Consider the following 13,882-nt stretch of genomic DNA (forward strand, 5'->3'; position numbering starts at 1 on the left):
TCATTAGCCATTGCTTCATTGGTCATTACAGACCTAAATGAATAATGATGCCTATTTATTGTATTTTAATTTGTTTTATACACTCCACCAAGCTATCTCTCCAGTAAGGAATTTCAATATTAAATGTACTTTTTATTTTAGATTTATCCATTACTGAAAATGCGGGACGAGTTGCATTTGTCGGGTAAGCAGATCCAGGTATCGGATTTACCTTAATTTCTGTTTTACTGATATCAAATATGGCTTTCGCAAAGTCGAACCAGGACGTTACTCCTTCATTGCTATAATGGTAAAGGCCATAGCTAGTTTGACCGGATTCAATAATATCATAAATAGCATTAGCCAGATCGATTGCGTAAGTTGGTGTACCTACCTGATCGGCTATGATATTCAGTTCATCACGTTCAGTTCCCAATTTCAACATGGTTTTTACAAAGTTATTGGCATATTCTGAATACAACCAGCTCGTACGGATAATAAAGTGAGCTGGTAATCTAAACGCTACTGCATTTTCACCATCCAGTTTCGTTAGGCCATAAACATTGATGGGCCTAGCCTCATCATCTTCCTTAAGCAATTTCACTTCATTCCCTTCAAAAACGAAATCGGTTGAAACATGAATTAAAGTCGCTCCTTTTGCTAAACAGGCCGAAGCCAGATAAGCGGCACCAGTCTCATTAATGGCCTTGGCCAGATCAGCTTCATCTTCAGCCTTATCAACAGCGGTATAGGCCGCACAATTGATTACAAAGGCAGGTTGTTCCCTTGCTAATAGTTTATTTAAGCCACCCTCATCCAGAATGTTGGCATATTGTTCGGCAGGAAAAATAACTTCAGCTATCCCCCTGCGTTCGGCTACCGTTTTTAAACATTGACCTAATTGCCCGCCAGCACCAATTACTAATATTTTGTTCATATATACTGTAAAGCTGAGAATGGTTTTAGAAGTAAATCTTTATCAGACACGGCCTGATCCTGTTCAGGGATTAGCCAATCGATATTCAGATCAACGTCGTTATAAATTACCCCTGTTTCTGAAGCTTTATTAAAAAAATTATCGCATTTATATAAAAATTCTGCCGTTTCGCTTAATACTGAAAAGCCGTGAATAAATCCTCTTGGGATATATAACTGTAATTTATTCGCTGCGCTTAAACGTATGGCAAAATGTTTACCATAAGTTGGCGAGCTCGGGCGTACATCTACCGCAACATCGAGTACTTCTCCTTTGGTTACACGAACTAGCTTAGCCTGTGCAAATTCTCCGGCTTGGGCATGCAAGCCCCTAATTACACCGTATGAAGAATAAGATTCGTTGTCTTGGACAAACCTGCCCGACAAACCCGTTTTTTCTTCAAAGGTATTTTGATTAAAACTTTCAAAAAAATAGCCTCTTGGATCTTCAAATATCCTCGGCTTAATAATCAGACAATCTTTTAATCCTGTTTGTTCAATTTCCATTATTTATGACTGTACTGCTGTTCGTAATAAGATTGATAATTACCTGAAGTTACATTATTTAACCAGTCTTCGTTTTGAAGATACCAGTCTACTGTTTTGGCCAAACCCTCTTCAAACTGTAAACTCGGTACCCAATCCAATTGTTTTTGGAGTTTACTAGAATCAATGGCATAGCGCAGATCATGCCCGGCCCGATCGGTTACATAAGTAATCAGTTTAGCTGATTCACCAGCTTCCCGACCCAATTTTTGATCCATAATTGTACAAAGCAGATTAATCAGATCGATATTTTTCCATTCGTTATGCCCACCAATATTATAAGTGTCACCGGTTTTCGAATTGTGGAAAATCACATCAATTGCCCTGGCATGGTCTTCTACCCATAACCAATCACGTACATTCTCTCCTTTACCGTATACAGGTACCGGTTTGTTATTTTTAATATTATTAATCGCTAATGGAATCAGTTTCTCTGGAAAATGATGAGAGCCATAATTATTAGAGCAATTAGAAATTACACAATCCATACCATAAGTATCATGGTAGGCCCTTACAAAGTGATCTGAACTCGCTTTCGAAGCAGAATAGGGGCTATGCGGATCGTAAGCGGTGGTCTCGGTAAACATACCTGTTTCTCCTAAAGCGCCATAAACCTCATCGGTACTTACGTGGTAAAAACGTTTTTTATTATAGTCACCTTTCCAATATTCGCGGGCTGCATTTAATAAATTTACAGTACCAATAACATTAGTAATGACAAAAGCTGTAGGGTCAGAAATAGAGCGATCTACATGGCTTTCTGCCGCAAGGTGAATCACTGCATCGAAGTCTTCTGATTTAAACAGATCAAACATCGCATTAGCATCTGTGATATCTTCTTTTACAAATCTATAATTTGGTTTATTTTCAATATCGCTTAAGTTAGCCAGGTTACCTGCATAGGTAAGTTTATCTAAGTTTACGATCTCATATTGAGGATAGTTATTTACAAAGCGACGGACTACATGAGAGCCTATAAAACCAGCCCCTCCAGTAATTAAGATTTTTTTCACGGTATAAGAGATTTATAAAATGCTAAAATAGTTTACATAAACTAAAAAATCACTGTTTTTTAAACTAAAAACAAAAATGAACAAATTTTGTAAACTCATTTGCACTTTTAAATACTGAATAGGATCTGTATAAGCCTATTAGCATACCATTTAATTTAAAGACGGCTATATATTGTACTATGAATTAAAACAGAATTGCTTCAAATCGGATTAGGCCAATAATTGAATGAAATAACCACCAAGATTTAAGAAAGAAATAAAACTACATTGCCGCTACTGAACTTTCAAGCTCCTTATACCACTCTTCGCCGTATTTACGGATCAGCGGTCCTTTCAAAAAACTGTATACAGGAACTTTCAATTCGCGGCCAAAGGTACAGGCATCGTGGCAGATGTGCCAACGGTCGTAATTTAACACATCAAATTCCGGATATTTGGTTATCCGGATAGGGTAGAGGTGGCATGAAATCGGTTTCTGCCAATCTACAATACCTTGTTCATAGGCTTTCTCGATAGCACATTTGGTAATGCCACCTTCGAACAGTACATAAGCACATTCTTTATTTTTATCTACGCAAGGTGTAGTTAAATCGCCATCTTCATCCACTACATATACGCCCTGCTCTTCTATGGCCTTAATGCCTTTTTCATTTAACAGGTGTTTTATCTTTGGATAAATCTCTTCTAAGATAGCCTTTTCATCATTATCCAGCGGTGCACCCGAATCACCTTCCACACAGCAGATCCCTTTGCATTTGCTTAAATTACAAACAAAGTTTTCTTTCAACACGTCTTCGTGCACTAGCACCTGTTCAACTTCTATCATCATTATTCTTTTGCTAAAGCATATTTCAGCCCAGTGGCCGATTTTAATTCCATGGTTACCGCCCCCACCAATATCTCTACCTGAGCCTTTACGGGTACGCGGTTTCCATCGTCAGTTACCCAAAGGTATAAGCGGCTATCTTTTTTAAATATCCTGCCAGGTTTTATCGACGGACTAAATTTTAAGCAACGGATATTCCCTAATTTACTCTTAATGGTTTCTTTACCCACATATTCAACCTCTAAGGCAGAAATTTCATCGCCTAAAAAATAGTTCAACTTAAACTTATCACCAACTTTGATTTTACCAATATCCAGGCTTCGGGCAAAGTAATAAGCCGAAACCAAATCAAAAGTCTGATCAGTCGGTGTCGTAAAGGTTCCCCTGTTCGAAACTACTTTTTTAGCATTTTGTGTAAAACGTGCCTTATCCTGGCGCCTGTAGCTAGCCTCTCGTATATTTTCCTGGTAGAAGTATGGCAAGAGACTGGTTTTATCGATATACGAATCGTAATGATCTCTTATCTTGTAAAAAACATCAAAAGTTCCTGAAGTCTGCGCGTCGACTGTAAGTTTATAGGTAGACCTGTTATCAAACTTTAAATCAGAGTTTGTTACCTTAATGGTGGCCTCTGCCGCGGTAATAAATCCGTACCTTAATTTATATTGTAAAACTTCGCCTTCCTGAAACACTGCTTCTTTCTTCAGGGGAAGTTCCTGAGCCATTGTGATCAGACTGCATAAGCCTGCCGTGAGGGTTATCAATAATTTTTTCATTGCTTTTGTACTCATTTGTGTGTGTTGTTGGGAAAAAACCATTTCCTAAAAAATACAGTTAAATTCTTTCCTCTATGAAGATATACAAAAAGCAAACCAAAATTTAATCTTTTCTTTTATATACAGGAACGGTAGAGCAGGGCTCGCCAAACATAATGCTTTTTACTACTGGGGTAAGCAGGTTGGTTACCTCTACATAGGCTGAAACCGGAACTTCGATATCGCCACATCCTTTTACCACTACACGTTCGTTAGCATAATCCTGGGGATTAATTTTAGCCAATGCCTTGGTAAATAAAACCGCTTCTAAAGTATTTAAGTCGCCAAATACCACTTCATTGGCATATGGTTTTAATTTATTCGCCAGCAGCATGTAAGCCCAGGTAGGAACAATTGCGTCAGCCGAACAGATAATGGCTACATTCTTATCCTGATATTGCGCCCAATCGTGATTTTTAATAAACTCTCTAAAATCCTTTTCCCTTAACATTAAACCATGAAATAGATTATCTACAATATCATAAACCACTCTTTCGCCTTTATGATAAAAATCCTCCAGATTTAAGGTTATTAAACCGCTGTTAGCTACTTTATTAATGATGTTTTCCTGAATTTCCATGGCCTTAAATAAAAAAACCGTTCCGACTAATCATCGGAACGGTTACAAAATTACGTATTTTCTGCTTAATAGAATTTCACGCGATTGTCTTTTATCTTCGCATTTTCCTGTAAAGCCTGGAAAGCTGATCCTAATGAACGTTGTCCTAAACTTAACATCATGCTTTCTTTCTGTTTAAACATGTTGGCAATTGGTGCAGGGCTTGTAAATCCATCAACTGAAAACACATAAACACCACGCTCACCCTGAACAGGAGCAGATAATTTACCTGGCTGTGAACCGAAAACGCTTCCTACTAAAGCATTTTCCTGTGCTACACCTGGAATTACCGGATTGGCCATAACTACATTCTGTACTGGATTAACCGGACGTGCTACTTTAGCTGCAACCTGCTCGATACTTCCTTTACCTGCGTTAGCTAATTTTTCTTTTAATTGTTTTGCTTTAACGGCATTAATTACCATCGGCTCAATTTCTTTCTTCACATCAGCTAAAGATAAAATACCTTTTGGACTGATTGTAGTTAAACGGGCCACCACATAAGCATTGCTCATGGTATAAATTTCAGGTAATACATCACCTTTATCTGCTGCGTAAGCATCTTGAATTAATTTACGTGGATTATCCAGTCCAGCCGCAAATCCTTGTGTTGATGCCACCTTATCAGCAACCGCAACCTTTAATCCTTTTTGTGCAGCAAATTTGCTAAAGTCGTTACCTTTTACTTCAGTTAAGAAATTGCTTGCAGCTTTGTAAGCCGCTGCCTGGGTTTTGCTACTTGCATTTAATGCTTTTTCTACGTAAGCTAATTTAGCCACTTTAGATGAACCGATTTGTTTTTCGATTTTAAGCACGTGGTATCCGAACTGAGATTTTACTACTTTAAGATCTCCTGTTTTGCCATCAAATGCTGCATTCTCAAACTCAGGTACCATAGCACCACGGGCAAAAGCCGGCATTTCACCACCTTTATCTTTTGAGCCATCTACACTGTAGGTTTTAGCCAGTTCTCCAAAGTTAGCACCTTTTAAAATTAATGCTTTTAATGAATCTGCTAACTTCAATGCTTTATCTTCACCACCTACTTTAGCCGGATCGATTAAGATATGGCTTGCTTTTACGGAGTCAGGAGAGATACGGGTAGAAACTACCTTTACAATTTTGTATGAATTACCTGTTAATTTAGGACCATAAAAACCGCCTGCTGGTAACGCAAACACTGCTGAATCAACCGCAGGATCTAATTTACCTTTTGTGATATAAGTAAACGGAACTTTTACGTCTGAATTGATTGCTGCGAAAAGCGAATCGTTTTTAGCTACCTGGAAATCAGCAGCAATTTTATCCACCTGAGTTTTGATGGCTAATGAATCGGCTTTTGTTGGACTGATACTGAAAGTAACATATTCGAAAGCACGTGTTTCTTGTGGATTGTTGAAACGTGCTTTGTTCTGATCGTAATATTCAGAATAATCGCCATCTGTTAATTTAACTGAGGCATCTGGAATAGAAGTATAATCTAAACTTACATATTTAAAGTTAGCCAGTTTATTGCGGTTGGTATACTCATCTGTAGCTTCTAAAGAAGTTACGTAAACCGAATTACGGATTAAATTAGAATATTTTGTTTGCAGGGCCTGATTTTTAATTTCTTCCTGTAACATATTAGACTGTTGCAAAGCCTGAGGTTCTTTCGATTTTAGAAAGTTCATCAAAGTAGCACGGTCTAACTGTCCTGTTTGCGGATTAGAGAAATATTGTTTGATTAGCGGGCTAGGGTTTTGACCTTGCAATAAATCTAACAATTCATCTTCAGAAACGGTTAAACCTAAACGGTCATATTCTTTAGTTAACAAAACTTTCGCTAACTCTGCATTCCATGCCTGATCAACAGCCATAGCAGTCATCTGTGCATTTGCACTGCCGCCATATTGTTGTTTCATTTGGTTTACACCTTGATCAACCTTTGGTCCGAATTCATCAATATTGATATCCTTACCATCAATAGACCCTACAACTTTTTGATTTGCCGACCAAAAAGGTTTACCCACGTTAATTGCATCACCTACTAAAAATGCAACAATTGCAAAACCGATGGCAAAGACCAGAATATAGCCTGCACGGTTACGCAAAAATGTCATTAATCCCATATTGTAATTATAAATTTATTTAGTTCTTTTTTAAGAGGGCGCAAGATACAAATTTGCCTCAAAAAAGAAAACACAAAATTTTATTTATCAAGCGCTTAATTATTAGGGCAATGGATGAGGTAATATGACCAGGAAAAGATGATGGATTTAAGGTTAAAATTGGCTTCAAAACTATGGAGATTTGATCAGGTTCTTCATACCTTATCCATCTTACCTCCCACATTTTACATCACGTTAAGGCGCTACACCTTCCTTCATATTCAATTCACCGTTTCCGCTATCCATTTCATAAGTGCTAAAATCCTGCGGAGCTTTGAAGTTAATACCTTCGCCAATGCTACCATCTACCCCTTTCACATATACCCTTTGATTGGAATAAAAAATCTTTTTCGATTCATCCCAGATTAACTCTTGTGATGAAAAAGTATCGCCCTTACTGTTTTTTACCACCACATTCTTCCTGAATTCGGTTTTGAGCTCATTATCTTTCCGAATGGCATAATCGCAAACTAGGTTTCCATCAACAGTTCCGTTCGGATTATAAAAATCGATGCTCACCCCTTTAATCATTTCCTGGTAAGTACTTCCATTACTAGGGGTAACCTTATCCATTATCGGGGCGTAACCTTTCGCCTTAATTCTGGCCGAATCGCTATAAGTAATGTCGACACCGATGGTTCGGTCTCTGCTTAAGATTACTTTATTTGAAGAAACTGCATTGGCATTTTTTAGATCGTCGTCTCCACAGGAAGCCAGAAAAAAAGGCAACATCAGAAACAGACCATATAAAAATGTTTTCCAATTCATTAGTCTACACGGTACTTACGGAACCAGGTATCATTCAGGGTAAAACCTAAGTGGAAATTAATATACTGCTCTTTAACCAGATTATTATTTAATGTTCCTCTTTGTCCGAGTTCTGTTGTAAAGTTGATTTTATAAAATGCTGTACCACCGTTGGCAGTAGGTAAAGGGAAGCCAAAACCTAATGATGCACCCATTTGTTTAATATCCTGATTACCGATTTTAATGTAGGTTTTATCGTAATTAAATCCAATGCGATAGTCTACACGTTTCATGTAACTGTTATAAGAAAACGCATCTGGCGTCCACTGGCCACCTAATGATGCTCCCCAGCTATCCTGCAAACCCTGGTTTACATTATTGATGCTGGTTGCAGCCCATTTGCCCATTCTAAAATCGGCACCAATCATCCACTTATCATTTTGCTGGATAGAGATCCCAAAATTGTGGGTCAATGGTAAAGTAAGGTTAGATCTTCCGTTATTCACGATATTTAAGGTATCGGCTGCAGGGTTTTCATTACCGCTTTGATCTCGGGTGTATAAGGTAGCAAAAGAAGTTTGTGTTGAATTTATTTTCCCTGAGGTGCTTCCAGAATAACCCAGGGTCATGATTGTTTTCTTACCGATATTAAAATCGTACTGGATACCATAAGAATAATTAATTCCACCAACACTGTTTTTATTCTGAAGTTTGGCGTTATAAGCACCTACCGATTGAAATTCGGTAGCCCGCGTAGTTTGGAGATTACCAAAAATATATTCCAGGTTACCACCAATTCTTAAATGATCGCCAAAACGATAACCATAACCTAAGTAGGCTTTTGATAAACCACCCTCGCCTTCATAAAGCTGATCTAAAGTGGTTGTATCTACTTTGGTCGTGTTTCGATAAGAATAACCTAAATCCGAATAAGGTAAAATACCAAAACTCAGGGCCGATCTTCTGGTAACAGGAGCCGCAAATGCCAAATGGCTAAAAGTAGAGTTGAAACTCGTTTCCTTTAAATTGTTTCGCGACAGACTGGTTAAACCAGCACTCATGCCCACATCAATAGTGGTTAAAGTTATTCCCGCATACGATGAAGGGTTTTGCATATTGATATAATTGAACCCTGTTACTTTACCTACTGCGGTAGAAATTCCACCCATTGCTCTAAGCTGGGGCAACAAAGATCCCTTTATATTTCCAAGTCCATATCTTGAATATGGTGATGAAGTGGTAACCTGTGCCTGAGCACTTAAACCACAAACTAGAAAGAGTATGGCTGCAATATAATTTATTCTTTTGTACATTTTAATCTGCAATAGCTTCATTTAATCCTTTTAATACTAAGTAAGGATCTTTTATAATTTGAGGCGCAAAGATGCTGTTTTGTAATTGTTTATACAAAAAATTAGCATCACCCCCCGTTATAATTACCTTCAGAGCACTTTCTTTTTTATTATTTAGGGCAATAAAGCCTTCAATTTCGTTTATTATTCCTTGTAAAACGCCGTTCTTGATTGCCGATTGTGTATCAGTACCTTCCACAATATCTTCATTTGCATCCCACTCAACCAAAGGTAAACGGCCGGTAAATTCGTGCACAGCCTTAAAACGCATTTTAATACCAGGGCTTATACTTCCGCCAAAATATTCCTTTGAGCTGGTTAAAACATCGTAGGTAATACAAGTACCGGCATCAACCACTAAACTTGCATTTGCCGGATGTAAGCCATTTGCACCTAAAACAGCAGCCCATCTGTCTAATCCTAAAGTAACCGGCGTTTTATATCTATTTTGTACACCATTCGTTAACAGGGTTGAAAAACGGATATAACCAGTATGCTTTTTTAAAAATACTTCTAAGGGCCCAATTTCCTGGCTAACACTACTGATGATGGATTTTGCCGGCGAAAACTTCTCGATCAATTGAGCCAAATCAAGTATTCCAATTTTATTGAAACGCTGATGATGAACAATTTCCTTATTTTCAAAAACAGCAACCTTAACAGCAGAATTTCCAATATCAATGCTTAGCCTACGCATTTAAAATCTCCCACTGCAAATAATATGTTCTTAGAAATTCCAATGATTCCATTTTTTATCCATCTTAATTAAAACTAAAAAAGCTTTAATTCTAAAATCATGCACAAAGCTATTAATCTTTGTCAAGTTTCGTTCTAGTTATTTGTTAAAAAAGGTTAAACAAACAGAAAATACTGTATCGAAAGCACAAATAAAACGAACAATGTTTCGTAAAACCAGCGTTTTTTGGCATTGCTAAAATAGTAGGCTAACAGTACCGATCCGGGTGGTACGCACAGCAAAAAATGCCAGGTCCTGAAATCGGGTTTAAGGTAAAAACTAGCTGCTGAAATAATAAACATAAAAAACAACAGCTGAAAACTTTTCCTTGTACTGATAAAACTCCTGAAGAAATTTTCGCGGAGCTGTAGCGACGCCAGTATGATAATTACCGTTACCGGAATCAGCACCAGATAATCGTTATAGTTGATTTTAAAAACCGAAGGGAACTTATTGCCTAATGGTTTCCAGATTTGATAAAACGAGCTTAAATTATCTTTCCAGTAATAAAATACGGCCAGAAAAAAGAAAACCGTAATAAAGCCAATTAAACCCGCCACCCATTCGCGCCAGTTAAACGACCTGAAAAGCAACAGCGCTAAAAAGATCATAAGCAACATCGTCATAAACGGAAAGTAGATCAATGTTCCAACCCCTATAATCATCCCGATATCGAAAACAGTGGTAATGGAATTCGCACTTTTACCCAGCTTTAAAAACTTATCTATAATCCAGATTAACAGAAAATTACACAACAATGCCGGACTCAGAATCATAAATGGCATAAACAAGCTTGTTCCTGTGATAAACATCAGCCCCGGAAGGAAACTCGGTTTGGTCAGTAAATTATGGTTATTAACAACCCGGTTGAAAATTAGGGCCTGAACATAAACCAAAAGTGCTGCAATAAAAATATTGGTATAGGGCGTAAAGGCGTTGTCTAAATCTATATTGATCAGTAACCGGGCAAATGGCTCCAAAAAATCAAAGTTCAGCTTATCGTGCGTTTCATGAAAAATGGCAATACGCAAAAAGAACGTGTATGCCAGCAAGAATACGAGGTTAATTGGATTTAGCTTTCTAAACTGATTAATCATGCCTTTTTAAAGAGTAGGCAAAGTAAAGAAAATAATTTAACAGTAGCAGAAGAAAGATGAAGCGCGGAGAACAGTAAGCGTTGAGCGCATAGCAGAAAGATCAAAGAGAGGATCTACATTGTCATCTTAATAAATACATCCAAATGCTGGTCAGTCTGAGCGGAGTCGAAGACCTTTTGCAGGCAAAACAAAATGAGTTTTTTAGAAAAGCAGGTTCATGTACTTTTCGGTTAGGGTAGTCCTGCCATACGCTTTACCTCACTACGTTCAGTGCCCGCTCTTGTCAGGTTTAGATTACGTAGGATTGTACCACGGATTAGAATACATACACCGAAATATCAAAGCAGATAGGCGTCTAAATGGTCCTCGTTTGTAACGAGGATTAGCTAGATCCGCATTTGTAATGCGTGATACCAGCACGATCTGCAACAAACCATGCCCAAATTGTTGCTGTACGTTAAATAACCCTGGGAGTAGCTGCTACCCGCATTCATTTCCAAAATCAGACCAGTAACTCAATTCATCGTAAAGATCCTTCGACTACGCTCAGGATGACAATAATGAACTTTGGACTCAGGACTGAAGACTTAGGACTAAAAACTAAACCCTCGCATATTTCTTCACCATATCATCAATAATCTGAGCCGTCTCATCCGGAAAATTAAACTCATGCTGTTGAGGATTTTCTACCCAGTTTTTAATAATTGGCAACCAGTTTCTGGTACTTCCCCATATTACAGGCAAACCAAACTGCTTTAAGGCATAGGCGTTACACTGCTGTTCGAACTGGAAGCGCATCGGTGCCACGAGCAATTTTTTCTTTAAATAAAGTGCTTCTGCGGGGCCTTCAAAACCACCGCCGGTGAACAAACCTTCGCAGGTGGCCAGACTTTTATTAAATTTTTCGTTGTTAACCGGCTCTACAAAAACATTCCCTTCCCGGTAGGCAACTTTACTGTGTTTAGAGAAAACCTGCCAGGTAACATTTGGTAGTTGTGTAAAGAGCTTGACCAAACGTTTATCATCAATGGCTGGAAGATAAACGGTATAATGTCCTAAATTTTCACTTTTCAGATTTCGGATTTCTGCCCTGATTACGGGTGTATGGATAAAAGTATCATAACGATCGAAATGAAAGCCAATGTGGTATTTAGTTGGTGCATAACGGCTCAAAATAAGCTTTCCCCAGTCTAAAGTTCTTGGACGTGGCACTTTTTTAGATTTAAATGCCGCCTGGTGACTCAACGATACACATTCTATGCCCTGCAGTTTACAGGCCCAGGCACTTACAGGTTCAAAATCGTTAACGATTAAATTGTACTCTTTAAGCGGTAACTGCTTCATATCTTTCCTAAAGCGGAAAAGATTCATGTTCAGCCATGTTTTAAAGTGATCTACTCCACCTTTTTTTCCAAAGATAAAACTGAATCCATGCAATTGGTATTTCACGGGCTGACTGAGTTTCACATCGGCCTGTGTTCCACTTACTAAAATATCCAATTCGCCATATTGTTGTAACAAAGGAATGATTTCCCTTGCCCTGCTGATATGACCGTTACCTGTTCCCTGTATTGCGTAAAGTATCTTCATTTATGCCCGAATATCTAAAATTATTGGGCAATTTCATATTTTATATTCTGTAAAAGAATATTTATGTCCAGTTTACTTTTTAAATCCTCGGCATCAGAAAGGATTCCTTCGTCTAACTCATCTTTCGTAAAATGTTGGTGCTCGTACTTAAACACTGTCCATTTTTGGTTTTCATATTCTAAAGCGGTTAAACTTTCTACCCAATCGCCGCTGTTCAGGTAAACCACTTTCCCGTCTTCGGTGGCAATTTCACGTTGTTCAGCCTGATGGATATGACCACAAACCACATAGTTATATCCCTTTTCAATCGCCAGTTCAGCTGCAGTTTGCTCAAAACTATTGATGAACTTAACGGCATCCTTAAATTTAGCTTTGATTTTTTTCGAAAAGCTCATCTTTTCCCTGCCAAATGCGGTAAGTACCCAGTTTACAAAACTATTAATGAGGATCAGTGTATCGTAACCAACCGCACCAAGTTTGGCCAGCCATTTAGAGTGCTGCATGGTTACATCGAAAACATCGCCATGAAAAAACCATGCTTTTTTACCGTCAAGTTCTAAGATCAATTTATTCTGGAGGTGGAAAGTCCCCATTTCCATGCCGTCGAATTTACGGAGCATCTCATCATGATTTCCGGTCAGGTAGTGAACCTGCACCCCTTCTGATACGAATTTCATCAGTTTACGGATCACTTTCATGTGCGATTCGGGCCAATAACTTTTGCTAAACTGCCAGATATCGATGATATCGCCGTTTAAAATCAAAATTTTGGGCTTTATGCTCTTAAGGTATTTTAGCAATTCTTTGGCATGGCAACCATAGGTACCTAAATGTACATCGGAAATTACGACTACATCGACAGTTCTTTTATCCATAAACGGGAAATTTAGGGGGGAAGGATTTTGTTACCGCCCGGTTAAAGCAGTTCAGAGATAAATTAGTTGGGTTACCACTCCTCTTCCTCATCGAGTTTTACCTCAAAGGGGCTAAAGAAATAAAGTACAACAATTAATAAGCATACGGCAAAGAATGATTCTAACATATCATCTGATTTACATTACAAAGGTAAGACTCTGTATATCAAACAAATGTTACGACATTGTTAAATTATTATTCCATTTGATAAAGAATGTTAAAATGACATGTTAAGGCTTTTGGTTCAATAGTTCATTAGTCATTGGTTCATTAGTTCATTACTCACCGTCGCCATTGCAAAGATGGTCTGTAAAGTGGAATGCAATAACGCATTGGTGTCTGTCATGCAAGAAGTAAGTATATCTATTGTCAGTCTGAGCCTGTCGAAGACCTTTACTTGTCGAAAACAAAAAAACATTTGTCCTTCGACAGGCTCAGGATGGCAATCGAGGTATGGAAATCGACTTTGGACTGGAGACTATTGACTAAGGACTCCTTAATAGATCCTGAAACAAGTTCAGG

Annotated in this window: 13 protein-coding genes; all 13 read right to left on the reverse strand. The window is 38.1% G+C overall.

Features of this window, described 5'->3' with window-relative positions:
- Positions 1-55: 55 nt before the first annotated feature.
- Positions 56-916 (reverse strand): dTDP-4-dehydrorhamnose reductase, encoded by an 861-nt coding sequence (gene rfbD, locus AC07YT_RS20500; RefSeq protein WP_086548141.1) that lies wholly within the window; start codon positions 914-916, stop codon positions 56-58.
- Positions 913-1,461 carry a dTDP-4-dehydrorhamnose 3,5-epimerase gene (gene rfbC, locus AC07YT_RS20505; RefSeq protein WP_086548142.1) on the reverse strand — a complete coding sequence of 183 codons (549 nt, stop codon included), beginning with the start codon at positions 1,459-1,461 and terminating at the stop codon, positions 913-915. The genes rfbD and rfbC overlap by 4 nt, the downstream gene beginning before the upstream one ends.
- Complete coding sequence (rfbB, locus tag AC07YT_RS20510; RefSeq protein ID WP_086548143.1) at positions 1,461-2,513, reverse strand: dTDP-glucose 4,6-dehydratase; 1,053 nt, start codon at positions 2,511-2,513, stop codon at positions 1,461-1,463. Before rfbB ends, rfbC begins: the two co-directional genes overlap by 1 nt.
- 262 nt (positions 2,514-2,775) lie before the next feature.
- Positions 2,776-3,339: a DUF3109 family protein gene (locus tag AC07YT_RS20515; protein WP_086549448.1), complete on the reverse strand. Its 564-nt coding sequence runs from the start codon at positions 3,337-3,339 to the stop codon at positions 2,776-2,778.
- A gap of 2 nt (positions 3,340-3,341) precedes the next feature.
- Positions 3,342-4,115: a DUF3108 domain-containing protein gene (locus tag AC07YT_RS20520; protein ID WP_086549449.1), complete on the reverse strand. Its 774-nt coding sequence runs from the start codon at positions 4,113-4,115 to the stop codon at positions 3,342-3,344.
- A gap of 103 nt (positions 4,116-4,218) precedes the next feature.
- Entirely contained in the window at positions 4,219-4,734 is a 516-nt protein-coding gene (locus AC07YT_RS20525; protein WP_086548144.1) for a DUF2480 family protein, read from the reverse strand.
- 65 nt (positions 4,735-4,799) lie between these two features.
- Positions 4,800-6,884 carry a peptidylprolyl isomerase gene (locus tag AC07YT_RS20530; RefSeq protein ID WP_086548145.1) on the reverse strand — a complete coding sequence of 695 codons (2,085 nt, stop codon included), beginning with the start codon at positions 6,882-6,884 and terminating at the stop codon, positions 4,800-4,802.
- A 234-nt stretch (positions 6,885-7,118) separates the two neighbouring features.
- The gene (locus tag AC07YT_RS20535) at positions 7,119-7,691 is read right to left on the reverse strand and encodes a hypothetical protein (protein ID WP_086548146.1); all 573 of its coding nucleotides are present in this window, start codon (positions 7,689-7,691) and stop codon (positions 7,119-7,121) included.
- On the reverse strand, positions 7,691-8,983 hold the full coding sequence (gene bamG, locus AC07YT_RS20540) for a BamG family beta-barrel-assembly machinery protein (protein ID WP_494945505.1): 1,293 nt from the start codon (positions 8,981-8,983) through the stop codon (positions 7,691-7,693). Before bamG ends, AC07YT_RS20535 begins: the two co-directional genes overlap by 1 nt.
- 1 nt (position 8,984) lies before the next feature.
- A complete protein-coding gene (locus AC07YT_RS20545; RefSeq protein WP_086548148.1) occupies positions 8,985-9,719 on the reverse strand; it encodes a type III pantothenate kinase in 735 nt (244 codons plus the stop codon).
- 155 nt (positions 9,720-9,874) lie between these two features.
- Positions 9,875-10,855, reverse strand: coding sequence for a DUF6427 family protein (locus AC07YT_RS20550; protein ID WP_086548149.1), 981 nt, complete (start codon positions 10,853-10,855; stop codon positions 9,875-9,877).
- Positions 10,856-11,455: 600 nt separating this feature from the next.
- Complete coding sequence (locus AC07YT_RS20555) at positions 11,456-12,445, reverse strand: glycosyltransferase family protein (protein ID WP_086548150.1); 990 nt, start codon at positions 12,443-12,445, stop codon at positions 11,456-11,458.
- Between the two features lie 20 nt (positions 12,446-12,465).
- Positions 12,466-13,320: a UDP-2,3-diacylglucosamine diphosphatase gene (locus AC07YT_RS20560; protein ID WP_086548151.1), complete on the reverse strand. Its 855-nt coding sequence runs from the start codon at positions 13,318-13,320 to the stop codon at positions 12,466-12,468.
- Positions 13,321-13,882: the final 562 nt, after the last annotated feature.

Source organism: Pedobacter sp. GW460-11-11-14-TSB4 (genome assembly GCF_059423705.1).

What these genes read in the sequence shown, in the direction of transcription:
- bamG (WP_494945505.1), bottom strand. Translation starts at nt 8,983, where the DNA reads ATGTACAAAAGAATAAATTATATTGCAGCCATACTCTTTCTAGTTTGT.
- AC07YT_RS20560 (WP_086548151.1), bottom strand. Translation starts at nt 13,320, where the DNA reads ATGGATAAAAGAACTGTCGATGTAGTCGTAATTTCCGATGTACATTTA.
- AC07YT_RS20545 (WP_086548148.1), bottom strand. Translation starts at nt 9,719, where the DNA reads ATGCGTAGGCTAAGCATTGATATTGGAAATTCTGCTGTTAAGGTTGCT.
- rfbD (WP_086548141.1), bottom strand. Translation starts at nt 916, where the DNA reads ATGAACAAAATATTAGTAATTGGTGCTGGCGGGCAATTAGGTCAATGT.
- rfbC (WP_086548142.1), bottom strand. Translation starts at nt 1,461, where the DNA reads ATGGAAATTGAACAAACAGGATTAAAAGATTGTCTGATTATTAAGCCG.
- AC07YT_RS20535 (WP_086548146.1), bottom strand. Translation starts at nt 7,691, where the DNA reads ATGAATTGGAAAACATTTTTATATGGTCTGTTTCTGATGTTGCCTTTT.
- AC07YT_RS20550 (WP_086548149.1), bottom strand. Translation starts at nt 10,855, where the DNA reads ATGATTAATCAGTTTAGAAAGCTAAATCCAATTAACCTCGTATTCTTG.
- AC07YT_RS20525 (WP_086548144.1), bottom strand. Translation starts at nt 4,734, where the DNA reads ATGGAAATTCAGGAAAACATCATTAATAAAGTAGCTAACAGCGGTTTA.
- AC07YT_RS20520 (WP_086549449.1), bottom strand. Translation starts at nt 4,115, where the DNA reads ATGAAAAAATTATTGATAACCCTCACGGCAGGCTTATGCAGTCTGATC.
- AC07YT_RS20515 (WP_086549448.1), bottom strand. Translation starts at nt 3,339, where the DNA reads ATGATAGAAGTTGAACAGGTGCTAGTGCACGAAGACGTGTTGAAAGAA.
- AC07YT_RS20555 (WP_086548150.1), bottom strand. Translation starts at nt 12,445, where the DNA reads ATGAAGATACTTTACGCAATACAGGGAACAGGTAACGGTCATATCAGC.
- AC07YT_RS20530 (WP_086548145.1), bottom strand. Translation starts at nt 6,884, where the DNA reads ATGGGATTAATGACATTTTTGCGTAACCGTGCAGGCTATATTCTGGTC.